The following is a 24,551-nucleotide window of genomic DNA, read 5'->3' on the forward strand; positions in this document are numbered from 1 at the left end:
CCTTTCGGGGCGGACGGGCGTTTCTAGCCGCCCAGTTCTCGCTTCACCTCTGCCAGTTCCCGGTCGAGGAAGTAGGAGATGAGCGAACGGATGATGACCAGAAGCCCGAGGAACACGAGGTCCGCCATCGCAAGCGACAGCGCCGTGTGGATGATGTCCGACACGATCAGAAGCTCCAGACCGGCAAGGATATAGCGACCAAGCTCCACCCGTTCGGCATTCACGCCGCGCACGCGTGCCTGTGCCTCGCGGCTGATCTCGGCCCGCAGGAACCCCCAGACGAAGCGCGCCGCGCCGATCAGCAGGATGATGCAGCCGAAGATGTCGATCGCCGTGGCGGCCCATTCCATCCCGTGCACGATCCAGTCGACCTGCCCGTGCAGGATGCTGTCCTCGCGCACATAGTCCAGAAATCGGGTCGGGGCGTCGGTGGTTTCTGGTGTCATCTGTGGTCCTGTCGCGATGGGTGTCCTGCGCACAACGCACCAAGCCGCGAAACGGTCCCTCCGGGCGTGATGGGCGGGGGACCGTCATCACCCCATCGCCCCCATCAGCTCCCGCCCGATCAGCATGCGGCGGATTTCCGAGGTGCCGGCCCCGATCTCCATCAGCTTGGCATCCCGGAACAGGCGGGACACGGGGCTGTCGGACATGAAGCCCGCGCCCCCCATGGCCTGCACCGCCTGATGCGCCTGCTTCATCGCCTCCTCCGAGGCATAGAGGACGCAGGCCGCCGCATCCTGTCGCGTGACCTGCCCGCGGTCGCAGGCCTTGGCGACCTCGTAGACATAGGCGCGGGCGGAGTTCATCGCGGTATACATGTCCGCGATCTTGCCCTGCATCAGTTGGAAGTTCCCGATGGGTTCGCCGAATTGCCGCCGCTCGGCCATGTAGGGCATGATCGCGTCGAGGCAGGCGGCCATGATGCCGGTGCCGATGCCCGCCAGAACCACGCGTTCGTAGTCGAGGCCGGACATCAGGACGCGCACGCCACGGCCTTCCTCGCCAAGGATGTTGTCGAAGGGCACCTCGACGTCCTCGAACACCAGTTCGGCGGTGTTCGATCCACGCATGCCCATCTTGTCGAAGTGGGTGGAGGTCGAGAATCCCTTCATCGACTTCTCGATCAGGAAGGCCGTGATGCCCTTGGACCCGGCCTCAGGATCGGTCTTGGCATAGACGACGAGGGTCGAGGCATCGGGGCCGTTGGTGATCCAGTATTTCGTGCCGTTGAGGATGAAGCGGTCGTTCCGCTTTTCCGCGCGCAGTTTCATCGACACGACGTCCGATCCAGACCCGGCTTCGGACATGGCCAGCGCGCCCACGTGTTCGCCCGAGATCAGGCCGGGCAGGTAGCGCGCCTTCTGATCCGGCGTGCCGTTCAGGGCGATCTGATTGACGCACAGGTTGCTGTGCGCGCCGTAGGACAGGCTGACCGATGCGCTGGCCCGTGCGATTTCCTCGACCGCGATGACATGGGCAAGATATCCCATGCCCGCGCCGCCATCCTCCTCGGGGACCGTGATGCCCAAAAGGCCGAGATCGCCCATCTCTGTCCACAGCTCGGACGGGAAGGTGTTGTTCGCGTCGATGTCGGCAGCCATCGGGGCGACCCGCTCCTGCGCCCAGCGATGGACCATGTCGCGCAAGGCATTCACGTCCTCGCCAAGGTCGAACTGCATGGTGGCGTTGAACATCGATTCCCTCCCCGGAATTGAACGCTTGTTCTATTCTTTAGCGTGCAGATGATGCTGCGTCCAGCGTGGTGATATGCAGGCAAACGGGCAAGCCGCCTGTGCGCCCGCCGCGCCCGCGGGGAAGGCAGGTAGGGGTTTGCCCTACTTGACCCGATCACCCCCGACAGCGCAGCCTGCACGGGCAACACAACAGCAGAGGTCGCGCCTACATGCGGTACTACGTCGCCTTCTACCGGGGTCGCGGCACCATGGCCGACCGGATCGTGCGCCATGCCACGCGGTCACCGTTTTCGCATTGCGAACTGATCCGGACGGACGTCACGCCCCGCCGGGGCGATACCGTCGAATGCATCAGCGCCTCGGGTCGCGATAACGGCGTGCGCATCAAGTCGATCACGCTGGAAGATCCGAAATGGGATATCTACGCCGTGCCATGGGCGCCCGACGACGCATGGGACCGGGCCGCCGCCCATCTGGGCCAGCCCTATGAACTCTGGTCGATGATCCTCAGCCAGCTGTTCAATTTCAGACGCCATTCCCGCGACAGGTGGTTCTGCTCCGAACTGATCGCCCATGCGCTGGGTCTCAACATGCCCCATGCCAAATCGCCCGGCGATCTGTTGCGGGATATCGACGACCATACGGACACCTACAAGCTCGTGCTGTCGCGGATGACCGCGACGCGCAGAGGGGCGCAGGACGTGGACGAAGACGAGGATCTGACCGCCGCGACCTGACGCCCGCCCGCGGGATCACGCCTTGGCGGTGGTCAGGTGACGCTCCGCCTCGTCCACGACGATCCGGGCGATCAGGGCGCAATCCTCCAGGTCGAAGGTCAGCGGCACGCGCAGGTCGATCAGGCGGGAGAGGACCGCATCGGTGCGCGGCAGGGCGTGACGGTCGACATATTCCCAGTGCCGATGCGCCGAGGTGAAGCCGACCGGTCGATCCGCGCCGAACCATTTCCATTCGACACCCCGCGCCGCACACCCGGCCACGAAAGCAGGAAGGCGCGCCGCGTCATCGGCCAGCAGCTGGATCGACGATCCGACAAAAGCCTCGGCCTGCGGGCGGTCGATCACCGACAGGCCCGGCGCGTCGCGAAACCCATGCTCCATGGCGCGGTAGCAGGCGTTCCAGCGCGCGACCTGCCGGGACAGATCGCGCAGTTGCGGGCGCAGGATCGCGGCGCGCAGCTCATCCATCCGGCCCGAGACATTGGGCATCAGGCCCTTGTGGCGCGCGAACACCTCCTCGGACGGGGCGGTGCCGTTGCGCGCATAGAGCATGTAGCTGCCGGACAGCAGGATCATCCGCGCGGCAAGGTCCGCGTCGTCGGTGACGATCAACCCGCCTTCACCGGAATTGATATGCTTGTAGGTCTGACAGGAATAGCACCCGATCGCCCCCCAGCGGCCGGACGGATGGCCGTCCCATGCCGCGCCCATGGTATGCGCGCAATCCTCGATCACCGCGATGCCCGCCCGATCGCAGATCGCCATCAGGGCATGCATGTCGACGATGTGACCGCGCATGTGCGACAGCATCAGGACCTTGGCGCCGCCATCTGCCTTGGCCGCCAGATCGTCGAGATCGAGGACCAGATCCTCTGTCACCTCGACAAGGACGGCGCGGGCCCCGACGGCGGCGATCGCACCGGGCACAGGCGCAAGCGTGAAGGCGTTGGTCAGCACCGCGTCCCCCGGCCCGACGCCCAGCGCGCGCAAGGCGCACCCCATCGCGTATCCGCCCGAGGCAACGGCCAGCGCATGGGCCGCACCGGTCCGGGCGGCGAACTCCTCCTCCAACGAGGCCACGTGACTGGGGGTGGCCCCATAGCGATGCAGACCGCCACCACGCATGACATCGACGGCGGCCGCGATCCCCTCTTCGGGGATCGGCTCCTGCCGGGTGAAGGACTTGGTGAAATGCTCCATGCGGATCAGCTAGGGCGCACGCGCGGTCCGCGTCAATCCGCCCCGTGCCACCGGAACCCTGGATGCGCCGTCCAGGACCCTGCGTCCCTTACGCCTTTCCTTGGTCGATAATACCTCGGGGGGCAGAGCCCCCTGCCCCGGATCGGTCCGGCTACAGGCCGACGACGGACAGCGCCGCCTCCAGGTCGTCGAAATGATGCAGCAAGGCATCGGGACGCAGGTCCGCCACCGACGCACCGGCAGGCGCGAAGGTCACGAGGATAGACGGAATCCCCGCTGCCCGGGATGTTTCGCGGTCCGTCGTCGTGTCGCCGACAAGCACGGACCGGCTGGCCGTGCCGCCAACCCGTTCGATCGCGGCCAGCAACGGCGCCGGATCGGGCTTGCGCACCGGAAGGGTATCCGCCCCGATCAGCGCATCGAACAGGTCTGCGGCCCCGAGTTCGCCAATCAATTGCAAGGCCAGCGCCTCGGGCTTGTTGGTGCAGATCGCCACGGCATCCCCGGCCTCGCGCAGACGGGTGACCGCCTCGCGCGCACCGGGATAGAAAACCGTGTGGTGGCAGATCGCCGCCCCGTAGGCGTCAAGCAGCGGCTGATACCCCGCATCGACCTGCGCCTCGTCGTCGATGCCGAGGCGGTTGAGGCCAAGGCGCAACATCGCCCGCCCCCCACGTACCGCCGTCGCCCGGTCCTCGGCCCGGTCGGCGTCGAGCCGGATGTCATGCCCCAGTTCGGCCAGTGCGACGTTCGCCGCGGCCAGCAGATCGCCCGAGGTGTCACACAAGGTTCCATCGAGGTCGAAAATGACGGATCGTTTCATAGGTCGGTGCCCTTTCGCCGATGCCGCCCTTGCGACGTTCCCCGTGGCAGGTAGAACGGGCGCAACACAAGGGAAAGGCCGAAGATGCCAACAGCGCTCATCGTGCTGGCCGCCGGACAGGGCAGCCGCATGCAATCCGACTTGCCGAAAGTCCTGCACGAAGTGGCGCATGCGCCCCTGCTTGTCCACGCGCTGACCTCGGGCGCGGAGGTGACACCGGAGCGGACGGTGATCGTCGCCGGTCATGGAGGAGACGCCGTCGAGGCCGCCGCCCGCGCCCACGACCCGGACGCGGTCGTCGTGCGACAGACGCAGCAACTGGGCACCGGGCACGCGGTCTTGCAGGCACGCGCCGCGCTGGCCGGGTTCAAGGGCGACGCCATCGTCCTGTACGGCGACACCCCCTTCATTCAGCCAGAGACCCTGAACGCCATGCTGCAGGCCCGCCGTGACGGTGCCGATGTCGTCGTCCTGGGGTTCGAGGCCGCACTTCCCGGCCGCTACGGCCGCCTGATCGCGGAAGGCGACCGCCTTGACCGCATCGTCGAGGCAAAGGACGCGACCGAGGCGGAACTGGCGGTCACGCTGTGCAATTCGGGCGTGCTGGCGGCGGATGCCGATACGCTGTTCGACCTGCTCGATCAGGTCGGGAACGACAACGCGGCGGGCGAATACTACCTGACGGATGTTCCGGGCCTTGCCCGGGCCGCGCGCATGTCCGCGCGCGTCGTCACCTGCGCCGAAGCCGAGACGCTTGGCGTCAACACGCGGGCCGACCTTGCCGCAGCCGAAGCCTCGTTCCAGGCCCGTGCCCGCGCCGAGGCGATGGATCTGGGCGTTACGATGACAGCGCCCGAAACCGTGTTCCTTGCCCATGACACGGTCATCGGCCGCGACGTGGTGATCGAACCTCACGTGGTTTTCGGGCCGGGCGTGACGGTTGAATCGGGCGCGACCCTGCGCGCCTTCAGCCACCTCGAGGGATGCCATGTCTCCGATGGCTGCATCATCGGCCCCTATGCCCGCCTGCGCCCCGGCGCCGAACTGGACCGCGGTGTGCGGGTCGGCAACTTCGTCGAGGTCAAGAACGCGCAGGTGGCCGAAGGCGCGAAGCTGAACCACCTGTCCTATGTCGGTGACGCGGACGTGGGCGCGCGCGCCAATATCGGCGCGGGCACGATCACCTGCAACTACGATGGCGTCTTCAAGCACCGCACGGTCATCGGCGAGGCGGCGTTCATCGGCTCCAACACCTCGCTGGTCGCCCCGGTGACCGTGGGCGCCGGTGCGATGACCGGTTCGGGCAGCGTCGTCACGATGGATGTGCCGGACGGTGATCTGGCACTGTCCCGCGCCAAGCAGGTCAACAAGGCGGGCCTTGCAGCGCGGCTGATGGCCAAGTTGCGTGCAGCCAAAGCGCGGGAGACTCACTGATGTGCGGCATTATCGGAATACTCGGCAATCACCAGGCTGCGCCCCTGATGGTCGAGGCGCTCAAGCGGCTGGAATACCGCGGCTATGACAGCGCGGGCATCGCGACCGTGTCGGACGGGGTGCTGGACCGTCGCCGGGCCGTCGGCAAGCTGGTCAACCTCGCCGATCTTCTGGTGACCGACCCGCTGACGGGCTTTGCCGGGATCGGGCACACCCGCTGGGCCACCCACGGCGCGCCCACGGTGGCCAACGCCCACCCGCACCGCGCGGGACGTGTCGCCGTCGTGCACAACGGCATCATCGAGAACTTCCGCGCCCTGAGGGCCGAACTGAACGGCCAATGGGAAAGCGAGACCGACACCGAGACCGTCGTGCGCCTGTGCGAGCACTTCCTCGACGACGGGATGTCCCCGAAGGACGCGGCCTTCGCGACCATCGACAGGTTGGAAGGGGCCTATGCGCTGTGCTTCCTGTTCGACGGCGAGGACGACCTGCTGATCTGTGCGCGCGCAGGATCGCCCCTGGCCATCGGACATGGAGAGGGCGAGATGTTCGTCGGCTCCGACGCGATTGCCCTTGGCCCGCTGACCGATACCCTGACCTATCTCGAGGAAGGCGACCGGGCGGTCGTCACCCGGGCGGGCGCGCAGATCTTCGATGCCGAAGGGCGCCAGACCCACCGCGAGGCGCGGCGCATCCGGATGGAAGCGACACGGATCGAGAAGGCCGGGCACAAGCACTTCATGGCCAAGGAGATCCACGAACAGCCGCAGACCCTGTCGGACGTGATCGCGGCCTATACCGATGGCGACCGTATTGTGCCGCCCAGCACCTACGATTGGGCGGCCACCGACCGGGTGCAGATGATCGCCTGCGGCACGGCGCAGATCGCCTGTTCGGTCGCCAAATACTGGTTCGAGGCGCTGGCCCGCCTGCCGGTCGAGGTCGATATCGCCTCCGAATACCGCTACCGCGAGGGGCCGATCGGTGCGCAGACCACCGCCCTGTTCGTCAGCCAGTCGGGCGAAACGGCCGATACGCTGGCCGCGCTGCGCTATGCCAAGGGCAAGGCCCGCGCCATCGCCGCCGTGGTCAACGTCGCCGAAAGCAGCATCGCGCGGGATGCGGACGTGGTTTTCCCGATCCATGCGGGCGTCGAGGTCGGCGTCGCTTCGACCAAGGCCTTCGTCAACCAGCTTGCCGTCCTCCTGGCGCTGGCCATCGAGGCAGGCGTTGCGCGTGGAACGATCGATGGACCGCGCGAGGCGGAGCTGGTCGCGCAACTGCGCGCGCTTCCCGGTCTCGTGTCCTCCGCCCTCGGGATCGAGGAGCGGTGCGAGGCGTTGGCTCACCGCCTTGCCGAGGCTTCGGACATCCTGTTCCTCGGGCGCGGACCGATGTATCCGATGGCCCATGAAGGCGCGCTGAAGCTGAAGGAGATCAGCTATATCCACGCCGAGGCCTATGCCAGCGGCGAGCTGAAGCACGGGCCCATAGCCCTCGTCGATCGTAGCCTGCCGGTGGTCGTCTTTGCCCCACTGGACCCATTGTTCGACAAGACCGTCAGCAACATGCAGGAAGTCATGGCCCGCGAGGGTCAGGTTCTGCTCGTGACCGACAGCGACGGCGCGGCGCAGGCCTCGGACGGGGTGTGGGACGTGTTGGTAATGCCAAAGGTCGATCCGGTCTTTGCGCCGATCCTCTATGCCATTCCGGCGCAGCTGCTGGCGTATCACACGGCGGTGCACAAAGGCACGGACGTGGACCAACCCCGCAACCTTGCCAAATCGGTGACAGTCGAATGAACGATGCACAGGATGATGCGGCTGGGGGCCAGCCCGACGGCCATCCGGGCTTGAACCGGTGGCGCCGCAAATGACCGACCCCCGGAGTATTTTGACCAGGAAGAAGGATGGTGTCGTTGCCGATATGCAGGCTGCGGGCGATCCGGAGCGTGCGGCGCGCGACAAGGCGTCAAACCGAACGGATCGTGACTGCTGGGGCGTCCCGGCGGGGGTGTTGAATGACACCGCCAAGGCGCTGCGGGACGATTTGAGCGTGGACCACCGGGTGTTGATCGCCGATGCGCTGTGGCGGGCGGAGGTGTTCGACCTGCGGCTGCTGGCGCTGAAGCTGTTGACGCAGGCGCGGATCCGGCCGGACGATGGTGTCTGGGCGTTGCTGGAACGCTGGGTGCATCAACTGGATTGTCGGGCGTTGGCCGACGCCCATGCCGCAGCCGCGGGGCGGCGCCTCGTTGCCCTGCCCGCCCGGCTGGAAGTGGTGGAGGACTGGACCGATGCCGCCAGCATCTGGACGCGCCGTGCCGCGCTGGAGGCGACGCGCCCCTGGGCCAAGATGAACAATCCGTCCGAGGCGGAGCGTGAGGTTCGCGATCACATCCTCGGCTGGGTAGCCGCGATGGCGGAGGACGCGCGCCCCCTGATCCGGCAGGCCGTGGACGGCTGGTTGCGCGATCTGGCCAAGCGCGACCCCGAACGGGCAGCTGCGGTGCGCGATCAATCGGGCAGCGCGCGCCTGTAGAGATGCCAGCTGGCATGGCCCAGCACCGGCAGCACGATGAACAGCCCGAGGAACCAGGGCACCATGGCCGCGAGGGTCAGGATGGCGACAATCGCGGCCCAGGCCCCCATCACGACGGGATTTGCCCGCACCACCGCGACACTGGTGCGCATGGCGGTGACGAAATCGACCTCCCTGTCCAACAGCATCGGCAGGGCCGTGGCCGTCATCGCGAACAGCAGAAACGCGCAGGCGCCGCCGACCAGCAGTTCGACGGCGATCATGGCAAGGCCCGTCCCGGTCAGGTAGCTGGCCAGATCGTCCGGGGGGCCAAGCAGGGCCTGCGGCCCCATGAACAGCGCAAACAGCATGTGTGCGAGAAACGACCAGAACAGGAAGTAGATCAGCATCACCGCCCCGGCCCACGGGATCTGTCGCGTGCGTTCCTGCCAGACGACGCCCAGAACCGTGGCAAAGGACAGGGGCGCATCGACGGCGATGCGGCGGCTGACCTCGTAGAGACCGACGGCAAGGAACGGCGCCACGAGCGGGAACCCGAGAGAGAGGGTCAATGTCCAGGTGAACAGACCCGCGCCGACCGCCAGCAGCGCCATTCCCGACAGGACGTAGACGGCCGCGAAAAACAGGCCGAACCGCGGGGCGGTCATGAAATCGACCATCCCCGCCCGCAACACGGCCGCGATGTCGGAAAACGTCAACGACGCCGGATTGCGAGGGGGATCTGTGGCAGGTGTCATTCAGCCATGATGAGGGGCACGCGCCCCGCGCACATTGATTTGGATCATCATCGCAAGGTATTGCCATGCCGCCCCCGTGACAATGTGCACGGGGTGCCCTTGGCGGCGGGTCGGGTGGCTCGGGTCCGGACCGACACGCATCGCGACGGCGATGCCGCGAAAGGCCTGTGCGCGCTTGCAGGCCCCACGATCCCCTTCGCCCGTCTTGCCCCCGGGCGCGACCTGCCCTAGTCAGCCTGCGATCCATGACCGGGGGGCCGCCATGCCGCGACTCGTGATGAAATTCGGCGGAACCTCCGTCGCCAACCTCGACCGTATCCGCCGCGTCGCCAAACGCGTGGGCGTCGAGGTGGCGAAGGGTTACGACGTGATCGTCGTCGTTTCTGCCATGTCGGGCAAGACGAACGAGCTTGTTGGATGGGTGAACGAAACCTCGCCGCTGTACGATGCGCGCGAATACGATGCCGTCGTGTCGTCGGGTGAAAACGTCACCGCCGGATTGCTGGCCCTGATCCTGCAGGAAAACGGGATCGAGGCGCGCAGCTGGCAGGGTTGGCAGGTGCCGGTGAAGACCACCAGCGCGCACAGCAGCGCGCGGATCGAGGAAATCCCGACCGAGAATTTCGACGACCGCTTTGCCAAGGGGATGCAGGTCGCCGTGGTCGCGGGCTTTCAGGGCGTCTCGCCCGAGGGACGCATCACCACGCTGGGCCGTGGCGGGTCGGACACCACGGCCGTGGCCTTCGCCGCGGCCTTCGGGGCGGAACGCTGTGACATCTACACCGACGTGGACGGCGTCTACACGACCGATCCGCGCGTCAGCTCCAAGGCGCGCAAGCTGGACCGCATCGCCTTCGAGGAGATGCTGGAACTGGCGTCGCTGGGTGCCAAGGTGTTGCAGACACGGTCGGTCGAATTGGCCATGCGCTACAAGGTCAAGCTGCGGGTGCTGAGCAGTTTCGAGGAACAGTCGGACGACGCGGGAACGCTGGTCTGCGACGAGGAGGACATCATGGAATCGAACGTAGTCGCCGGGGTCGCCTTCGTGCGCGACGAGGCCAAGATGACGCTGATCTCGGTCGCGGACCGCCCGGGCGTGTCGGCGGCCATCTTCGGCCCCCTGGCCGAGGCGGGGGTGAACGTGGACATGATCGTCCAGAACATCGCCGAGGACGGGCGCACGGACATGACCTTCAGCCTGCCGGTCGATCAGGTCGCGCGCGCCGAAAAGGCCGTGCGTGACGCGATGACCCGCGAGGAGATCGAGTTTCACGACCTGATCGCCGACAAGGACGTGTCCAAGGTGTCCGTCGTCGGCATCGGGATGCGGTCGCACGCGGGCGTCGCGGCGCGCATGTTCGACGCGCTTTCGGCCGAGGGGATCAACATCAAGGTCATCACGACCTCCGAGATCAAGATTTCCGTCCTGATCGACCGCAAGTACATGGAACTGGCGGTGCAGGCCCTGCACGACACGTTCGAGCTGGAAAAGGCCTGAGGGTTCGGCCCCGGGTCCTGGGCAACCCGGGGTGCGTCGCTTTTCCTGTTCGAGGTTTCGCAGAACCGCGCCTTCGAAGCCGCGATAAACGATATGCAAAGGCTCCCTCCGGGAGCCTTTGTCGTATCTGTCATCGTATTCTAGCCGGTCGCCTGATCGACAAGGCCAGTATCGGTGGCTGTCGCGTGATGCGCCTGCACATCCCGTCGCGCCTGCCGCCCGTTGCGGGGGCGGATGGTCCGGGGATGGTGCATCTTGCGCGTCTGCCCGATCTGGCGGCACATCTTAGGCAGTCGGGGCGAAAACGGGCCAAGCTTGGAACTTATCGACGACTGCAAGGGGCGCGCCCCCTCCCATTCGTCACAACCCTCGCATATACCCCTCCCCCGAGAGGGAGAGCAGAATGCCGACCAAGGACACAGAAAGCCGCAAGCTGTTGCGACGCCTGTCTGCCGTCATGGCAGAGGCCGCCGCCGGGCAGGAGCGGTTGAACCGGATCGTCGATCTGGTCGCCACGTCCATGGGGACGGAGGTCTGTTCGATCTATCTGCACCGCGACGAGACAACGCTGGAGCTGTGCGCGACGCATGGCCTGAACGCCGAGGCCGTCCACGTCACCCGCATGCGCGTGGGCGAGGGGCTGGTCGGGCGTGTCGCCAAGGCCCGCCGCGCGGTCAACACGCCCGATGCCCCTTCGACCAAGGGGTTCCGCTACATGCCGGAAACGGGGGAAGAGGTCTTTTCGTCGTTCCTTGGCGTGCCCGTTCAGCGACTGGGCGAACGCCTTGGCGTCCTCGTGGTTCAGTCGAAGGACGCGCGCGAGTTTTCGGACGACGAGATCTACGCCCTCGAAGTCGTCGCCATGGTCCTGGCCGAGATGACCGAACTGGGCGCCTTCGTCGACGAGGGCGAGGCGCTGAAGCCGCGTCACAAGCAACAGGTGCTGTTTCGCGGGGTCACCGGACAGGAAGGCGCGGCCGAGGGCGTCGTCCACCTGCACGATCAGCGCGTCGTCATCACCAACCCGGTCAGCGACGATCCCGACCACGAGAAACAGCGCCTCAACGAGGCGATCGACGAATTGCGCCTGTCGGTCGACAAGATGCTGACGCAGGCCACCGGCGACAGCGCGCAGACCGAGGTGATCGAGGCGTTCCGCATGTTCGCCTATTCCCGCAGCTGGCTGCGCCGGATGGAGGGCGACATCGACGCGGGCCTGACCGCCGAGGCCGCCGTCGAAAAGGAACAGACCGCCGCGCGCGCCCGCATGGCCGGCGCCGACCCATATCTGCGCGACCGTCTGGCCGATCTCGATGACCTGTCGAACCGCCTTCTGCGCATGTTGACCGGGCAGGCCCGCGATACGGCACAGCTGCCCGACAATGCCGTTCTGGTGGCGCGCAACATCGGGCCGGGGGAATTGCTGGAATACGGGCGCCGCCTACGTGGTGTCGTGCTGGAGGAAGGGGCCGTCGGCAGCCATGCGGCCATCGTCGCGCGAGCATGGGCCATTCCCCTGATCCTGCAGGCCCGTGGCATCGTGGCCGAGGCGCTGTCAGGCGATCCGATTCTGGTCGACGGCGATCAGGGCGTCGCCCACCTGCGCCCCGACGACATGGTGCGCAGCGCCTTCGGCGAAAAGCTGGCCATGCAGGCCGAGGCGCAGACCCGCTACGCCAGCATCCGCGACCGCGCCTGCATGTCGTCCGACGGCCACCGGATCGAGTTGATGATGAACGCGGGCCTGATGGCCGACCTGCCGTCCCTGCCCTCGTCGGGGGCCGAGGGCGTGGGCCTGTTCCGCACCGAATTGCAGTTCCTGACGCGCAACAAGGTGCCCAAACGCGGAGAGCTTGCCTCGCTCTATGCGCGGGTGATCGAGGCTGCGGGCGGCAAGCCCGTCACCTTCCGGACGCTCGACATCGGGTCCGACAAGGTGCTGCCCTACATGAAGCGCACGGAGGAGCCGAACCCGGCCCTGGGCTGGCGCGCGATCCGCGTCGGCCTCGACAAGCCGGGCGTGATGCGGATGCAGTTGCAGGCCCTGCTGCGCGCCGCGAACGGCGGACCGCTGCAACTGATGTTTCCCTTCATCGCCCAGCAGGAGGAATTCCTCGAAGCGCGCGCCCTGCTGCTGGCCGAGATCCACCGCGAAAAGTCGCTTGGCCATCCCCTGCCATCCGACCTGAAGGTCGGCGCCATGCTGGAGACGCCGTCGATGGCCTTTGCGCCGCGCCGTTTCTTCGAGGAGGCGGATTTCATCTCCATCGGGGGCAACGACCTCAAGCAGTTCTTCTTTGCCGCCGACCGCGAGAACGAGCGTGTGCGCCGCCGATACGATACCCTGAACGTCAGCTTCCTGACCCTGATCGAACAGATCGTCGCCCGCTGCGCCGAGACGGATACTCCGGTCAGCTTCTGCGGCGAGGATGCGGGCCGCCCGGTCGAAGCGCTGTGTTTTGCCGCGATGGGCCTGCGCTGCCTGTCGATGCGCCCCGCCTCGATCGGGCCGGTCAAGCATATCCTGCTGCGATCGGATCTGGCGCGCGTCAAGCAGGTCATCGCCGAGGCGCGCGACGCGGGCGAGCAATCGGTCCGCCCTGCGGTGATGGAGTACCTGCGCTCCCGCTGACCACGGCGCGGCAGACGAACGCCTTGCGCGACGGGCCATTCGCCCGCAGGCTGATCGGCAGGGGGAACCAATCATGCCGATATACGTGATTTTCGACGTCGATATCCGAGATATGGACCAATACCAGGTTTTCATGGACGCCGTGAAACCGGCGATCGAGGACGCCGGGGCACGCTATCTTGTCCGGGGTGGGCCGCACCGGGTGCATGAAGGCGCGTGGGAGCCGCGCCGCATCGTCCTGCTGGAGTTTCCATCCGCCGAGGCATGGGACGCGTTCTATACGGGCGAGACCTACCAGGGCCTGCGCGATGTGCGGAACGGCTGTAGCAGCGCCCGTCTCGTCAGCGTCGAAGGTCTGGAACAGCCAACCGGACCCGCGTCGGCCGACACGCCGCACGCTTGATCATGGGTCACGAAACCGGCCGGGCAACGCGGCCTACCGGGGCTTGGCTTTCACGGCCTTGTTGACGCGCTTGGTAAAGGCCTTGTCCCGCCGCCTGCGTTCGGCCAGATCCGCCGAGTTGTGGGCATCTTCCGCAGCCAGCTTTTTCCAGCGGGCCATCCGATCCGCATCCAGGGTTCCGGCGCGCAGCGCGGCCTGAACGGCACAGCCAGGCTCCGTCTCATGGGCGCAGTCGTTGAACCGGCAGTTGCGCGACAATTCGGCAAGATCGGCGAACACTTCCTCGATCCCGGCCGATACATCCGTCAACTGCAGTTCACGCATGCCGGGCGTGTCGAGCACGGCAAAACCGGCCGCAACCACATAGAGCTCGCGTCGTGTGGTCGTGTGCCGGCCACGGGCGTCGTCTTCGCGAATGGCCCCCGTGACGACCGCATCGCTGCCGGACAGGGCATTGACCAGCGTCGATTTTCCCACGCCGGACGACCCGAGGAACGCGACCGTCCGACCGGGCTTGCACCACGGCGCAAGGGCGGCCACCACGCCGGGGCCGTCCGCCTTGGCATTGACGGCGATCACCGGAACCGACTGCGCGATCGCCTCGGCCTTGGCGACATAGGGCGCGGGGTCGGCAAGGTCCGGCTTGGTCAGGATGATCACGGGGTCGGTGCCCGCATCGAAGGCCAGCGCAAGATAGCGTTCCAACCGCGCCACGTTGAAATCGGCATTGCAGGACGTCACGATGAAGGTCGTGTCGATGTTCGCGGCAATCAACTGAACCGAGCGGTCGTGCCCCGCCGCACGGCGTTTCACGAGGCTCTTGCGTTCCAGAACCGGCGCGTCGTCGGACAGAAGCAGCCAATCGCCCACCGTCACGTCGGCGCGGGGCGGCAACACCTGATCGATCCCGTCGCCCGTCACGGTCAGACCGGATCGGTCGATCCGCGTCACCCGGACAGGGGGCGTCTGCGTCATCTCGTCGGCATCGACCTGCTGTGCGAACCACGACTGCCACCCGAGGGCGGCAAGGGGCGACGGACGCGGGGCCGTCACGGCCTCGGGTAGAAACTTGGAATAATCGCGGGCCATCCCGGTCCTCCGATGAACACCGTGGGTATCATAGCCTGCCCGCCGCGCCGCAGCCATGTCTGTCTGCGCCGCGCATCGACAATCCAGACACCGGGGCAGATGCGCGCCTAGCGCCCAACCTCCTGCTGCAAGCGCAGACGGGCGACATCCTCGTGCCGGTCTGCCGCCCTCTGGTCCGCCAAGGACCCGCGCACGAAGGTCAGATGCGCCTCGACGGCGGCCTTGGCCCCGTCGGCATCGCGGCTTTGCAGGGCGTCGTTGATGGCCCGGTGCTGATCCAGCAGCATGTCACGGGTCGTGCGCTGTTTGAACATGACGGATCGGTTGTAGAACACGCCCTCGCGCAGCAGATCCATCATCGACCGCATCATGTGCAGCATGATGACGTTGTGGCTCGCCTCGATGATGGACATGTGAAAATCGGCGTCTAGGCCGGCTTCCTCGGACGGGTCGCGCTTGGAATGCGCCGCTTCCATCTTGCGAAAGATCGTATCGACGAGGGCCAGATCCGTATCACTGCCCTTGCGCGCAGCACGGGCGGCGGCCAACCCCTCCAGGTCGCGGCGAAACGCGATGTAGTCGTCCAGCGCGTCCTCCTGCGTCGAGAACAGCCGGATCAGCGCAGGCGAGAACGCGGAGCCGAGGACGTCGGCCACGAACACGCCCGCCCCGGCCCGCGTCACGAGAAGACCCCGTTCCTGCAGTTCGGACACGGCCTCGCGCAGCGACGGGCGCGACACGCCGAGGCGTTCCGACAACTCCCGCTCGGATGGCAGGCGATCGCCCGGACGCAGGATGCCGCGCAGGATCAGGTTCTCGATCTGGCGAACCACGGCAGACGCCAGCTTTTCGGCTTCGATCATTTGAAAGGGCATGAGGGATCCCCGGAAATTGGTCACATTAACTGACCACATATACCGACGAAGGGCAAAGGGATTGCATCCCGCACGGCGCGAGACCGCCGCCACGACCGCCAAAAGAAAAGGGCCACGGCCGGGCATGTCCCGGCCGTGGCCCCTGGTCGCTGGTATCGATCAGGCGTTCGGCGTGATGATGATATCGACGCGGCGGTTCTGCTGACGGCCTTCGGGGGTGTTGTTCGTGGCGATCGGCTGCGATTCACCGCGACCGAACGACCGGATGCGCGCGCCCGACACGCCGGTTTCGAGCAGCACGCCGGAAACGGCGCGGGCCCGACGCTCGGACAGGTCCTGATTGTAGGCGGCCGACCCTTCGCTGTCGGTGTGGCCGATGACCTGCACCGTGGTGTCGGGGTATTGCAGCAGGTTGCGGCCAAGCGCCCGCAGATCGCCCTGCAGGTCGGCGCGCAGGCTGGCGCTGTCGGTCGAGAACAGGATGTCCTGCGGCATCGAAACGATCAGCTGCTCGCCGGTGTTGGTCACCGTGATGCGGTCGTCGCCCAGCTGATTGCGCAGGTCGGCGGCCTGACGGTCCAGTTCCTGACCGACGGCCGCGCCGATACCGGCGCCGAGCGCGCCACCGATGACCGCCTTTTCGAGGTCACCATCGCTGGCAATTCCGCCGAGGGCCGCGCCTGCGAGGCCGCCGATGATCGCGCCGTTCGCGGTGCGGTTCGGTCCGCCGTCGGTCGCGGTCACGCAGCCGGACAGGGTGAGGGCAAGGGCCGAGGCCAGGGCAAGCGGTGTCTTGAGGGTCATGTTCTTTTCTTTCGTTCGAAGGGGCGGGCAGGCGCGTGCGTCACCGGCCCGGAAATCAGTTGGTGTTCTGGGCGACCGACGCGCCGATACCGGCGCCGATCGCGCCGCCGATGACGGCTTTCTCAAGGTCGCCATCGCTGGCGACACCACCAACGGTGGCGCCGGCCAACCCGCCGAGGATCGCGCCGTCCGCCGTGCGGTTGCCGGTAGACGAAACACAGCCACCCAGCACCATCGCAAGCAATACGGCAGCAGCAGGGGGGATTGGGCGTTTCAGGGTCAGTGTCATGTCTTTTTCCTATCGGCCTGTCCGGGGCATACGCGGTCAATGCACCGCACGCCATTCGGTTCCCGTCCCGGCGGTGCGGGACGGCGAAAAGATGCGCGGTGTGTCTGTCGGCACGAATGACGGCAGGGCGATGGTTAGGCAATATTGGCGACCTGCTATGCGATAGCAGTCGGTTCGGACCCCGTGGATCAGCCCGCGTCGGCGCGGCTGCTTTCCCAGGCCAGCATGGCGCGTTTGACCGGCAGCCCCCAGTGATATCCCCCCAGCCCCCCGGACTTGCGCAGGGCCCGGTGGCAGGGGATCAGCCAGCTGACCGGATTGCGACCGACGGCGGTGCCCACGGCGCGCACGGCTCGTGGATTGCCGATATGCGAGGCGATCTGCGAATAGGTCGTGACATGACCCGACGGGATGGTCATCAACGCCTCCCAGACCTTGATCTGGAAGGGCGCCCCGATCAGGTGCAGGCGGGCCTCGCCCGTGCCGCGAAACAGGTTGGCGGCGGCCAAGGCGACGCTGTCGTCCTGTTCGTATGTCGCCGATGGCCAGCGGCCCCGCATGTCCGCCATTGCAGCGGCGCGCCCCGTCTCCGCGGCAAAGGCCAAGCCACAGATCCCCCGATCGGTCGCCATCACGAGGATGTCTCCAAACGGGCTGTCTGCCCACCCGTAGCGGATGGTCAGGCCCACGCCTCCCCGGGCGTATTCCCCCGGAGACATCGCCTCCCACCGCAGGAACAGGTCATGCAGACGCCCGGTCCCCGACAACCCGGCGCCCGCCGCGGTTTCCATCACACTGAACCGCGCCTTCAGCAGCGCCTTGGCATGGCCCAGCGCAAGGTATTGCTGAAACCGCTTGGGACTGACCCCGGCCCAAGCGCTGAAGACGCGCTGGAAATGGGCGGGCGACATGTTCATTTCCGCTGCCAAGGCCTCCAGCGAGGGGGGCGCACCGGCATGGGCATCGATCAGGTCGATGGCCCGCCGCATGGTGGCGTAGTGGTAGGTGGTCGCAAGGTCGCCTCGCCCGGTCGTCATGGTCTCGTCCTTCTGTCGTCGGCGGGTGACCGGCGCCAGCATGTCGCGCCCTGCTCCGGCCCTGCCCGCACCGCTGATCCTGACGATAGGCTTCGCAACCGCACCCTGCGACCCGCTTCTTGCGGTTCCCGCAGCCGCCTGCCGCAATGCCCCCCCTTGGCGAAAGGCAATCGGCCCCTTGCCGCCCCCTGCCCCTCGGGTCACAAGAGACCATGGCCAAGCAACTCCCCTACCCCGCCATGCGCGAGATTTTCGCCCGGTTCGAAGCCGCCGAGCCCGAGCCGAAGGGAGAATTGGACCACGTCAACGCCTATACCCTCGTCGTGGCCGTCGCCTTGTCCGCGCAGGCAACCGACGCGGGCGTCAACAAGGCCACGCGCGGCCTGTTCGCCGTGGCGGACACCCCGCAAAAGATGCTGGATCTCGGGTTGGAGGCGGTGACCGAACACATCCGCACCATCGGGCTGTATCGCAACAAGGCGAAGAACGTCATCAAGCTCAGCCAGATGCTGGTCGACGACTACGGCGGAGAAGTGCCCAGCAGCCGCGCGGCCCTGCAACGGTTGCCCGGCGTCGGACGCAAGACGGCGAACGTCGTCCTCAACATGTGGTGGGGCCATCCCGCACAGGCGGTGGATACCCATATCTTCCGCGTCGGCAATCGCGCCGGGATCGCCCCCGGCAAGGACGTCGATGCGGTCGAACGCGCGATCGAGGACAACGTCCCCGCCGAATATCAGCGCCACGCCCATCACTGGCTGATCCTGCACGGACGCTACATCTGCGTGGCGCGCAAACCGAAATGCGGGGCCTGCCTGATTGCGGACCTCTGCCAATTCGACGAAAAAACAACCTGATTGCAACGCAACGATCCGCCCCTTCCTCTGGCCGGAGATACCTCGGGGGGTCCGGGGGGCTGGCCCCCCGGCGGATCGGTCCGCCAGAGGCGGGCCGACAGCTAAGAAAGCACTGACCATGACCTACGACGTAATCGGCATCGGCAATGCCGTGGTGGATGTCATCTCCCACGCGGACGACAGCTTCCTCGACCAGATGGGGATCGAGAAGGGCATCATGCAGCTGATCGAGCGGGAGCGCGCGGAAATCCTCTACGGCGCCATGCAGGACAGGGTGCAGGCCCCCGGTGGATCGGTCGCCAACACGCTGGCCGGCATCGGCGCCTTGGGTCTTTCGACCGCGTTCATCGGACGGGTCAAGGACGATGGCCTCGGCCGTTTCTACGCAGATGCGCTGACTTCCTCCGGGACGGATTTCCCGAATCCGCCCAGTGCCACGAACCTGCCCACGTCGCGGTCGATGATCTTCGTGACGCCGGACGGGGAACGCTCGATGAATACCTACCTCGGCACCTCGGCCAACCTGTCCTCGGCGGATGTGCCGGACGTCTTCGACGGGGGGGGCCTTCTGTTCCTCGAAGGCTACCTTTTCGACAAGGACGCCGGGAAGACCGCCTTTTCCGAAGCCGCAAGCAAGATGAAAGCCGCGGGCGGCCGGTCCGCCATCACCATTTCCGACCCGTTCTGCGCCGACCGCCACCGCGCCGATTTTCAGCGTCTGATCCGCGAGGATATGGACATCGCCATCGGCAACGCCGCCGAATGGATGACCCTCTACGAGACCGACGATCTGGAGCGCGCAATCGGCCTTGCCTCCGAGGTTTGCGAGGTCGTGGCCTGCACCCGGTCCGGCGACTCCGTCTGGGTCCGGTCGGGGGACACGCTGGTCGAGGCTCCGGTCACGCCGATCCCCGTGGTCGATGCCACCGGCGCCGGGGATCAGTTCGCGGCAGGCTTCCTCTACGGGCTGGCCTCGGGGCGCGAACTGGAGGTCGCGGCCCGCATGGGCGTGGTTTGCGCGCGCGAGGTGATCGGCCATATCGGCCCCCGCCCCGAAGCCGACATCGCCGGAATGTTCCGCGCCGAAGGCCTGCTCTGACGGGCAAACGTGCCGATGACACGGGGGCTGGCGGACGGGCCTGCCTTCGCTAATGAATGCGTACAAAGGGGGGAAAGAACATGCATATCCTTATCACGGGCGCGGCCGGCATGATCGGGCGCAAGCTGACGGCGGCACTGGTGGCGCAGGGCACCCTGCAGGGCAGACCGATCGACAGCCTGACGCTGGTCGACGTCGTCGCCCCCGTCCTGCCCGACGGTATCCCCGGCGCGGCGCTGGCCGCCGACCTGTCGGACCCGGCGGCGGCTCCGGCGCTGATCGAGGCGCGGCCGGACGTGATCTTCCATCTTGCCGCGATCGTATCCGGCGAGGCGGAGGCGAACACCGCCAAGGGCTATGCGGTCAACCTGCAAGGCACGATCGCGCTTTGCGATGCGGTCGCGGCGCAGGCCGATTATTGCCCGCGGTTCGTCTTCACCTCGTCCATCGCGGTCTTCGGCGCGCCCTTGCCGGATGTGATCGACGATACGGTGCAGCCCAAGCCACTGACCAGCTACGGCACCCAGAAGCTGATGGGAGAGCTTCTGATCAACGACCTGTCGCGAAAGGGCATCCTGAACGGTATTTCCCTGCGTCTGCCGACGATCTGCATCCGGCCGGGCAAGCCCAATGCGGCGGCCTCCGGGTTCTATTCCTCGATCCTGCGTGAACCCCTGATCGGACAGCGGGCGACCCTGCCGGTTCCCGACACCACGCGCCACTGGTTTGCGTCGCCCCGTGCGGCGGTCGGCTTTCTGGTGCAGGCGGCGGAACTCGACCTCGCACCCCTTGGGCAGGATCGTGCCCTGAACCTGCCGGGCGTCGACGCCACCGTCGCAGAGGAGATCGCGGCGCTGGAACGGGTTGCCGGCCCGGCGGCGACGCAGCTGATCGACCGAACCGAAGACGCGACCGTGCAAGCCATCGTGGACGGATGGCCACAGGCCTTCGACCCGGCCCGCGCGCGGGCGCTCGGCTTTACGGCGGAGCCGGACATGGACACCATCATCCGCGCGCATATCGAGGATGAGCTGGACGGCCGCATCCCCGTCGCCGAGGCCTAGGCAACGCCCGCATCATCGACACGAATGCGCGGCGGTTCGCCGCCGCGCGGTTTTACCAGTGGGGCGGGCGCTGATCCGCCAGGGCGACGGACCCGCCGCTGTCTGCCTCGGCTTCGGCGGCGCGCCGCATCAGCATGGCAACGCGGCGGTTGAGGGTTTCGACCTCCGTGGCCTGCCTCGCGACGACGTCGGACAGATCCTCGACCGTGCGGGTCAGATGGGCGATACGTTCTTCGAGTTCCTGCATGGCGGTTCCTTTCGGCGATCCTATGGTTGCGGGGCGCGGACGCGGGGCTTATTGCACGGCGCGACCGCAGGAGTGTTCCATGGCCAAGACCCAGAAACCCCGCCGCCCCAAGGCACAGCCGCCCAAGGGCTTTCGCGACTATTTCGGCGCTGAGGTAACTCGGCGCAAGGCCATGCTGGATGCCATCGCGGGCGTCTATCATCTTTACGGGTTCGAGGCGCTCGAATCCTCCGCCGTGGAAACGGTCGAGGCGCTTGGCAAGTTCCTGCCCGACGTGGACCGCCCGAACGAGGGTGTCTTTGCCTGGCAGGAAGACGAGGACGCCGACTGGCTGGCCCTGCGCTATGACCTGACGGCGCCGCTTGCGCGCGTCTACGCCGAAAACCGGCAGACCCTGCCGACGCCCTATCGCCGCTATGCCATGGGCCCCGTCTGGCGCAACGAAAAGCCGGGACCGGGGCGGTTCCGGCAGTTCTATCAATGTGACGCGGACACCGTCGGCTCGGCGAGCGTGGCGGCGGACGCGGAGATCTGCGCGATGCTGGCCGATACGCTGGAGGCCGTGGGCATCGAGCGGGGCGATTATGTGATCCGGGTGAACAACCGGAAGGTCCTGAACGGCGTCATGGAGGTCGCGGGTCTGGCCGGCGACGACAAGGACGTCGAACGCGGCATCGTGCTGCGCGCCATCGACAAGCTGGACCGGCTGGGAGTCGAAGGTGTTCGCGCGCTGCTAGGTGAAGGTCGCAAAGATGAGAGCGGCGATTTCACGAAGGGGGCGGAGCTGAGCGAGGCGCAGGCTGACGTCATAATTAGGTTTGTGACAGCCAACGATGAGATCACGAAGCGAATCGCTCAGCTTTCTGAAGCCACTAGCGAAACCCTTGAGTCTGCTTCTACCTCGAACAATGACATGCTTGCTCGGTTCAAGGCCGAAGCTGATAGAGTAGTCGAGAAAGCTAGCAAACAAGGCGTCGCCCCAAGCCGAATGAGGAACATCCTCACGATATCTTATCTAGGCGAGCTTGTTAGAGAGTCCGAAGTAGGGAAACAGGGCCGAAGGGAACTAGGCCAAATAGCCGACCTTCTAGATGCCCAAGGCTACCACGCAGACCGCATCGTCATCGACCCTTCGGTCGTGCGCGGCCTCGGCTACTATACCGGCCCCGTCTACGAGGCGGAGCTGACGTTCGAGATCAAGGACGAAAAGGGCCGTCCGCGGCAGTTCGGATCCGTCGCGGGCGGCGGGCGTTACGATGACCTCGTGACGCGGTTCACGGGTCAGGCCGTGCCGGCCACCGGCGTCTCCATCGGGGTGGACCGCCTGTTGGCCGCCCTGCACGCCAAGGGCCGTATCGACACCGATACACAAGGCCCCGTCATCGTCACCGTGATGGACCGCGACCGGATGGCCGATTACCAATCCATCGTCGGCACCCTGCGACAGGCGGGCATCCGGGCAGAGGTCTATCTGGGCAATCCGAAGAATTTCGGCAATCAGCTGAAATACGCGGACAAGCGGAACTCTCCGGTGGCGATCATCCAGGGGACGGACGAGGCACAGCGCGGCGTGGTACAGGTCAAGGACCTCGTGCTGGGGGCAAAACTGGCGCAGGACGCCACGGTCGAGGAGTGGAAGGAGAACCCCTCCCAGACCGAGGTGCCGCTGGCCGATCTCGTCCCGTTCCTGCGGGACCTTCTGTCGTGATTACCGCAGCCGACCGCGCCCGCGCCACCGACCTTCTGGCCCAGTTGCAGGCCAAGGGGGCACAGCCCGTCGAGGCGGCGATCCTGCAACCCGCGGGCACCTTGCTGGACCTCTATGGCGAGGACATCAGGGCCCGCGCATTCACCACGACCGACCCCGGCGCGGGCGAGATGATGCTGCGCCCGGATTTCACGGTGCCCGTGGTTCAGGCCCATATGGATGGCGGTGCCGAACCCGCCCGCTACTGCTATGCCGGAGAGGTGTTCCGCAGGCAGGAAGATGATCCGACCCGCGCGCGCGAATACCTGCAGGTCGGCTACGAGGTCTTTGCCCGCGACAATCCCGCCGATGCGGATGCAGAGGTCTTCGCCCTTATGTCGGAAGTCCTTGCCCCGTGGGCGCCGATCGCGGCGTCGGGTGATCTTGGCATCCTGATCGCGGCCGTCGAGGGCCTGACCACGAGCGCCCGCCGCCGCGCCGCCCTGCGGCGTCATATCTGGCGGCCGGTCCGCTTTCGTCGCCTGATGAACCGCTTCACCGGCGCGGCAACACCCCCGGCCAAGCGCAGCGCGCTGCTGCAACTCGTCGCGTCCGAAGGACCGGAGGCGGTCATCGCGTCCGCCGGAACCGCCGTGGGCCTGCGCGACACGGCAGAGATCGCGGCCCGCCTGTCTGCCCTGATCGACGATACCGAGGTTCAGGACATCTCCAAGGCCGAAGCCGACGTCATCGACGCCATCCTGACGTTGAATGGCACCATGACCGAGGCCCTGTCGCCCCTGCGCGACATGGCCGTCGACCTGCCGGCCCTTGGTCCGGCTGCCGACAGGTTGGAGGCCCGCGCCGAGGCGATGGCCCGGCGTGGTCTGGCCCCCGAAACGCTGGCCTTCGCGCCCGCACGCGGCCGGACGGCGATGGAATACTACGATGGCTTCGTCTTCACCCTTTCGGCGCGCGGACGCCCCGGACAGCCCCCGCTTGCCACCGGTGGCCGGTACGATGCCCTGACGGCGGTTCTGGGCGCGGGGCGGTCGATCCCGGCGGTGGGCGGGGTGATCCGTCCGGGCCTGTTGGAGGATCCGTCATGATTACCCTCGGTGTGCCGTCAAAGGGGCGGTTGATGGACAAGACGTTCCAGTGGTTCGGCCAGCGCGGCCTGACCCTGTCGCGCACCGGGTCGGATCGCGAATACGCCGGCCAGGTTGAGGGCGCGGATGTGCAGCTGGTGCTTTTGTCCGCTTCGGAGATTCCACGCGAACTGGCCGCCGGACGCATCCACCTTGGCGTCACGGGCAGCGACCTCGTGCGCGAAACCCTGACGGCCTGGGATACCCAGGTCGAAACGCTGGCCCCCATGGGGTTTGGCCATGCCGATCTGGTCCTTGCGGTGCCCAAGGTCTGGGTGGACGTGGAAACGCTGGACGATCTGGATGCGGTCGCAGCACAGTTCCGTGCGGCCCATGGTCACCGCCTGCGGATCGCCACCAAGTATCACCGCCTCGTGCGGGAGTTCCTGCGCGAACACGGGATCGCGGATTACCAGCTGATCGACAGTCAGGGCGCGACCGAGGGCACCGTCAAGAACGGCACGGCCGAGGCCATCGCGGACATCACCTCGACGGGGGAAACGCTGCGCGCCAATCACCTCAAGGTTCTGGAGGACGGGTTGATCCACGCCAGTCAGGCATCCCTGTTCCGGGCCCGCAAGGCGCGTTGGACAGACGACGCCCGCGCCGTGCTGGACGACCTGTTGCCGCGCCTGACCTGAGGGCGCGGC

General features: G+C 66.7%; 25 protein-coding genes. 13 read left to right on the forward strand and 12 right to left on the reverse strand.

From position 1 onward, the window contains the following. Positions 1–23: 23 nt before the first annotated feature. Positions 24–446, reverse strand: coding sequence for a DUF1622 domain-containing protein (locus V6N07_RS16470; protein WP_371157776.1), 423 nt, complete (start codon positions 444–446; stop codon positions 24–26). A gap of 87 nt (positions 447–533) precedes the next feature. After that, positions 534–1,697, reverse strand: a complete 1,164-nt coding sequence (locus V6N07_RS16475; RefSeq protein ID WP_371157778.1) for an isovaleryl-CoA dehydrogenase — start codon at positions 1,695–1,697, stop codon at positions 534–536. A 209-nt stretch (positions 1,698–1,906) separates the two neighbouring features. Here V6N07_RS16475 and V6N07_RS16480 point away from each other — a divergent pair, with 209 nt between their 5' ends. Continuing rightward, on the forward strand, positions 1,907–2,434 hold the full coding sequence (locus tag V6N07_RS16480) for a hypothetical protein (protein ID WP_371157780.1): 528 nt from the start codon (positions 1,907–1,909) through the stop codon (positions 2,432–2,434). Positions 2,435–2,449: 15 nt separating this feature from the next. On the opposite strand, the gene V6N07_RS16485 is transcribed toward V6N07_RS16480, so the two are convergent. Both V6N07_RS16485 and V6N07_RS16490 read right to left on the reverse strand, forming a co-directional pair. Further along, positions 2,450–3,634 carry a DegT/DnrJ/EryC1/StrS family aminotransferase gene (locus V6N07_RS16485; RefSeq protein WP_371157781.1) on the reverse strand — a complete coding sequence of 395 codons (1,185 nt, stop codon included), beginning with the start codon at positions 3,632–3,634 and terminating at the stop codon, positions 2,450–2,452. 151 nt (positions 3,635–3,785) lie between these two features. Further along, positions 3,786–4,457 carry an HAD-IA family hydrolase gene (locus V6N07_RS16490; protein WP_371157783.1) on the reverse strand — a complete coding sequence of 224 codons (672 nt, stop codon included), beginning with the start codon at positions 4,455–4,457 and terminating at the stop codon, positions 3,786–3,788. An 84-nt stretch (positions 4,458–4,541) separates the two neighbouring features. On the opposite strand from V6N07_RS16490, the gene glmU reads away from it, so the two are divergent. The 3 genes from glmU to V6N07_RS16505 all read left to right on the forward strand — a co-directional run bounded on the left by glmU (position 4,542) and on the right by V6N07_RS16505 (position 8,435). Then, positions 4,542–5,891, forward strand: a complete 1,350-nt coding sequence (glmU, locus tag V6N07_RS16495; RefSeq protein WP_371157785.1) for a bifunctional UDP-N-acetylglucosamine diphosphorylase/glucosamine-1-phosphate N-acetyltransferase GlmU — start codon at positions 4,542–4,544, stop codon at positions 5,889–5,891. Then, positions 5,891–7,696, forward strand: coding sequence for a glutamine--fructose-6-phosphate transaminase (isomerizing) (gene glmS, locus V6N07_RS16500; protein ID WP_371157787.1), 1,806 nt, complete (start codon positions 5,891–5,893; stop codon positions 7,694–7,696). The genes glmU and glmS overlap by 1 nt, the downstream gene beginning before the upstream one ends. 91 nt (positions 7,697–7,787) lie before the next feature. Continuing rightward, positions 7,788–8,435, forward strand: a complete 648-nt coding sequence (locus tag V6N07_RS16505; protein WP_371157789.1) for a DNA alkylation repair protein — start codon at positions 7,788–7,790, stop codon at positions 8,433–8,435. Here the strand turns inward: V6N07_RS16505 and V6N07_RS16510 are convergent. Next, a complete protein-coding gene (locus V6N07_RS16510; protein WP_371157791.1) occupies positions 8,411–9,172 on the reverse strand; it encodes a DUF2189 domain-containing protein in 762 nt (253 codons plus the stop codon). The two genes, V6N07_RS16505 and V6N07_RS16510, sit on opposite strands and share 25 nt — an antisense overlap. A 262-nt stretch (positions 9,173–9,434) precedes the next feature. Here V6N07_RS16510 and V6N07_RS16515 point away from each other — a divergent pair, with 262 nt between their 5' ends. Next, positions 9,435–10,670: an aspartate kinase gene (locus V6N07_RS16515; RefSeq protein WP_371157793.1), complete on the forward strand. Its 1,236-nt coding sequence runs from the start codon at positions 9,435–9,437 to the stop codon at positions 10,668–10,670. Positions 10,671–10,810: 140 nt separating this feature from the next. Here the strand turns inward: V6N07_RS16515 and V6N07_RS16520 are convergent, their stop codons facing one another. Then, on the reverse strand, positions 10,811–10,954 hold the full coding sequence (locus V6N07_RS16520) for a hypothetical protein (protein ID WP_371157795.1): 144 nt from the start codon (positions 10,952–10,954) through the stop codon (positions 10,811–10,813). Between the two features lie 119 nt (positions 10,955–11,073). Here V6N07_RS16520 and ptsP point away from each other — a divergent pair, with 119 nt between their 5' ends. Together ptsP and V6N07_RS16530 are read left to right on the forward strand one after the other, a co-directional pair. Beyond that, entirely contained in the window at positions 11,074–13,302 is a 2,229-nt protein-coding gene (ptsP, locus tag V6N07_RS16525; RefSeq protein WP_371157797.1) for a phosphoenolpyruvate--protein phosphotransferase, read from the forward strand. A 73-nt stretch (positions 13,303–13,375) separates the two neighbouring features. Further along, the gene (locus V6N07_RS16530) at positions 13,376–13,705 is read left to right on the forward strand and encodes a DUF1330 domain-containing protein (RefSeq protein WP_371157799.1); all 330 of its coding nucleotides are present in this window, start codon (positions 13,376–13,378) and stop codon (positions 13,703–13,705) included. A gap of 33 nt (positions 13,706–13,738) precedes the next feature. Here the strand turns inward: V6N07_RS16530 and rsgA are convergent, their stop codons facing one another. The 5 genes from rsgA to V6N07_RS16555 all read right to left on the reverse strand — a co-directional run bounded on the left by rsgA (position 13,739) and on the right by V6N07_RS16555 (position 17,799). After that, positions 13,739–14,794, reverse strand: a complete 1,056-nt coding sequence (gene rsgA, locus V6N07_RS16535; protein WP_371157801.1) for a ribosome small subunit-dependent GTPase A — start codon at positions 14,792–14,794, stop codon at positions 13,739–13,741. Positions 14,795–14,901: 107 nt separating this feature from the next. Further along, complete coding sequence (locus V6N07_RS16540; RefSeq protein ID WP_371157803.1) at positions 14,902–15,669, reverse strand: FadR/GntR family transcriptional regulator; 768 nt, start codon at positions 15,667–15,669, stop codon at positions 14,902–14,904. Between the two features lie 159 nt (positions 15,670–15,828). Next, positions 15,829–16,473 carry an OmpA family protein gene (locus V6N07_RS16545; protein WP_371157805.1) on the reverse strand — a complete coding sequence of 215 codons (645 nt, stop codon included), beginning with the start codon at positions 16,471–16,473 and terminating at the stop codon, positions 15,829–15,831. 55 nt (positions 16,474–16,528) lie between these two features. Beyond that, positions 16,529–16,762 (reverse strand): hypothetical protein, encoded by a 234-nt coding sequence (locus V6N07_RS16550; RefSeq protein WP_371157807.1) that lies wholly within the window; start codon positions 16,760–16,762, stop codon positions 16,529–16,531. 188 nt (positions 16,763–16,950) lie between these two features. Beyond that, on the reverse strand, positions 16,951–17,799 hold the full coding sequence (locus V6N07_RS16555) for a methylated-DNA--[protein]-cysteine S-methyltransferase (protein ID WP_371157809.1): 849 nt from the start codon (positions 17,797–17,799) through the stop codon (positions 16,951–16,953). A gap of 212 nt (positions 17,800–18,011) precedes the next feature. On the opposite strand from V6N07_RS16555, the gene nth reads away from it, so the two are divergent. The 3 genes from nth to denD all read left to right on the forward strand — a co-directional run bounded on the left by nth (position 18,012) and on the right by denD (position 20,819). Further along, positions 18,012–18,656: an endonuclease III gene (gene nth / locus V6N07_RS16560; RefSeq protein ID WP_371157811.1), complete on the forward strand. Its 645-nt coding sequence runs from the start codon at positions 18,012–18,014 to the stop codon at positions 18,654–18,656. A gap of 118 nt (positions 18,657–18,774) precedes the next feature. Next, complete coding sequence (locus V6N07_RS16565; protein ID WP_371157813.1) at positions 18,775–19,755, forward strand: adenosine kinase; 981 nt, start codon at positions 18,775–18,777, stop codon at positions 19,753–19,755. Positions 19,756–19,835: 80 nt separating this feature from the next. Next, positions 19,836–20,819 (forward strand): D-erythronate dehydrogenase, encoded by a 984-nt coding sequence (gene denD, locus V6N07_RS16570; RefSeq protein WP_371157815.1) that lies wholly within the window; start codon positions 19,836–19,838, stop codon positions 20,817–20,819. Between the two features lie 52 nt (positions 20,820–20,871). On the opposite strand, the gene V6N07_RS16575 is transcribed toward denD, so the two are convergent. Further along, entirely contained in the window at positions 20,872–21,066 is a 195-nt protein-coding gene (locus V6N07_RS16575) for a SlyX family protein (protein WP_371157817.1), read from the reverse strand. A gap of 79 nt (positions 21,067–21,145) precedes the next feature. Here V6N07_RS16575 and V6N07_RS16580 point away from each other — a divergent pair, with 79 nt between their 5' ends. The 3 genes from V6N07_RS16580 to hisG are packed head-to-tail and all read left to right on the forward strand — an operon-like array spanning position 21,146 to position 24,542. Beyond that, positions 21,146–22,774, forward strand: a complete 1,629-nt coding sequence (locus tag V6N07_RS16580; protein WP_371157819.1) for a histidine--tRNA ligase — start codon at positions 21,146–21,148, stop codon at positions 22,772–22,774. Further along, positions 22,771–23,862 carry an ATP phosphoribosyltransferase regulatory subunit gene (locus tag V6N07_RS16585; RefSeq protein ID WP_371157821.1) on the forward strand — a complete coding sequence of 364 codons (1,092 nt, stop codon included), beginning with the start codon at positions 22,771–22,773 and terminating at the stop codon, positions 23,860–23,862. Before V6N07_RS16580 ends, V6N07_RS16585 begins: the two co-directional genes overlap by 4 nt. Further along, the gene (hisG, locus tag V6N07_RS16590) at positions 23,859–24,542 is read left to right on the forward strand and encodes an ATP phosphoribosyltransferase (protein ID WP_371157827.1); all 684 of its coding nucleotides are present in this window, start codon (positions 23,859–23,861) and stop codon (positions 24,540–24,542) included. The genes V6N07_RS16585 and hisG overlap by 4 nt, the downstream gene beginning before the upstream one ends. Positions 24,543–24,551 lie beyond the last annotated feature (9 nt).

The organism is Jannaschia sp. 2305UL9-9, assembly GCF_041403465.1.
Taxonomy (GTDB): domain Bacteria; phylum Pseudomonadota; class Alphaproteobacteria; order Rhodobacterales; family Rhodobacteraceae; genus Jannaschia.

Coding starts and splice junctions, on each gene's coding strand:
- V6N07_RS16575 (WP_371157817.1), bottom strand. CDS start 21,066: ATGCAGGAACTCGAAGAACGTATCGCCCATCTGACCCGCACGGTCGAG.
- denD (WP_371157815.1), top strand. CDS start 19,836: ATGCATATCCTTATCACGGGCGCGGCCGGCATGATCGGGCGCAAGCTG.
- V6N07_RS16490 (WP_371157783.1), bottom strand. CDS start 4,457: ATGAAACGATCCGTCATTTTCGACCTCGATGGAACCTTGTGTGACACC.
- glmU (WP_371157785.1), top strand. CDS start 4,542: ATGCCAACAGCGCTCATCGTGCTGGCCGCCGGACAGGGCAGCCGCATG.
- V6N07_RS16580 (WP_371157819.1), top strand. CDS start 21,146: ATGGCCAAGACCCAGAAACCCCGCCGCCCCAAGGCACAGCCGCCCAAG.
- V6N07_RS16480 (WP_371157780.1), top strand. CDS start 1,907: ATGCGGTACTACGTCGCCTTCTACCGGGGTCGCGGCACCATGGCCGAC.
- V6N07_RS16470 (WP_371157776.1), bottom strand. CDS start 446: ATGACACCAGAAACCACCGACGCCCCGACCCGATTTCTGGACTATGTG.
- V6N07_RS16520 (WP_371157795.1), bottom strand. CDS start 10,954: ATGTGCCGCCAGATCGGGCAGACGCGCAAGATGCACCATCCCCGGACC.
- V6N07_RS16545 (WP_371157805.1), bottom strand. CDS start 16,473: ATGACCCTCAAGACACCGCTTGCCCTGGCCTCGGCCCTTGCCCTCACC.
- V6N07_RS16515 (WP_371157793.1), top strand. CDS start 9,435: ATGCCGCGACTCGTGATGAAATTCGGCGGAACCTCCGTCGCCAACCTC.
- glmS (WP_371157787.1), top strand. CDS start 5,891: ATGTGCGGCATTATCGGAATACTCGGCAATCACCAGGCTGCGCCCCTG.
- V6N07_RS16475 (WP_371157778.1), bottom strand. CDS start 1,697: ATGTTCAACGCCACCATGCAGTTCGACCTTGGCGAGGACGTGAATGCC.
- hisG (WP_371157827.1), top strand. CDS start 23,859: ATGATTACCCTCGGTGTGCCGTCAAAGGGGCGGTTGATGGACAAGACG.
- rsgA (WP_371157801.1), bottom strand. CDS start 14,794: ATGGCCCGCGATTATTCCAAGTTTCTACCCGAGGCCGTGACGGCCCCG.
- V6N07_RS16530 (WP_371157799.1), top strand. CDS start 13,376: ATGCCGATATACGTGATTTTCGACGTCGATATCCGAGATATGGACCAA.
- V6N07_RS16555 (WP_371157809.1), bottom strand. CDS start 17,799: ATGACGACCGGGCGAGGCGACCTTGCGACCACCTACCACTACGCCACC.
- nth (WP_371157811.1), top strand. CDS start 18,012: ATGGCCAAGCAACTCCCCTACCCCGCCATGCGCGAGATTTTCGCCCGG.
- V6N07_RS16485 (WP_371157781.1), bottom strand. CDS start 3,634: ATGGAGCATTTCACCAAGTCCTTCACCCGGCAGGAGCCGATCCCCGAA.
- V6N07_RS16510 (WP_371157791.1), bottom strand. CDS start 9,172: ATGACACCTGCCACAGATCCCCCTCGCAATCCGGCGTCGTTGACGTTT.
- V6N07_RS16550 (WP_371157807.1), bottom strand. CDS start 16,762: ATGACACTGACCCTGAAACGCCCAATCCCCCCTGCTGCTGCCGTATTG.
- V6N07_RS16565 (WP_371157813.1), top strand. CDS start 18,775: ATGACCTACGACGTAATCGGCATCGGCAATGCCGTGGTGGATGTCATC.
- ptsP (WP_371157797.1), top strand. CDS start 11,074: ATGCCGACCAAGGACACAGAAAGCCGCAAGCTGTTGCGACGCCTGTCT.
- V6N07_RS16540 (WP_371157803.1), bottom strand. CDS start 15,669: ATGCCCTTTCAAATGATCGAAGCCGAAAAGCTGGCGTCTGCCGTGGTT.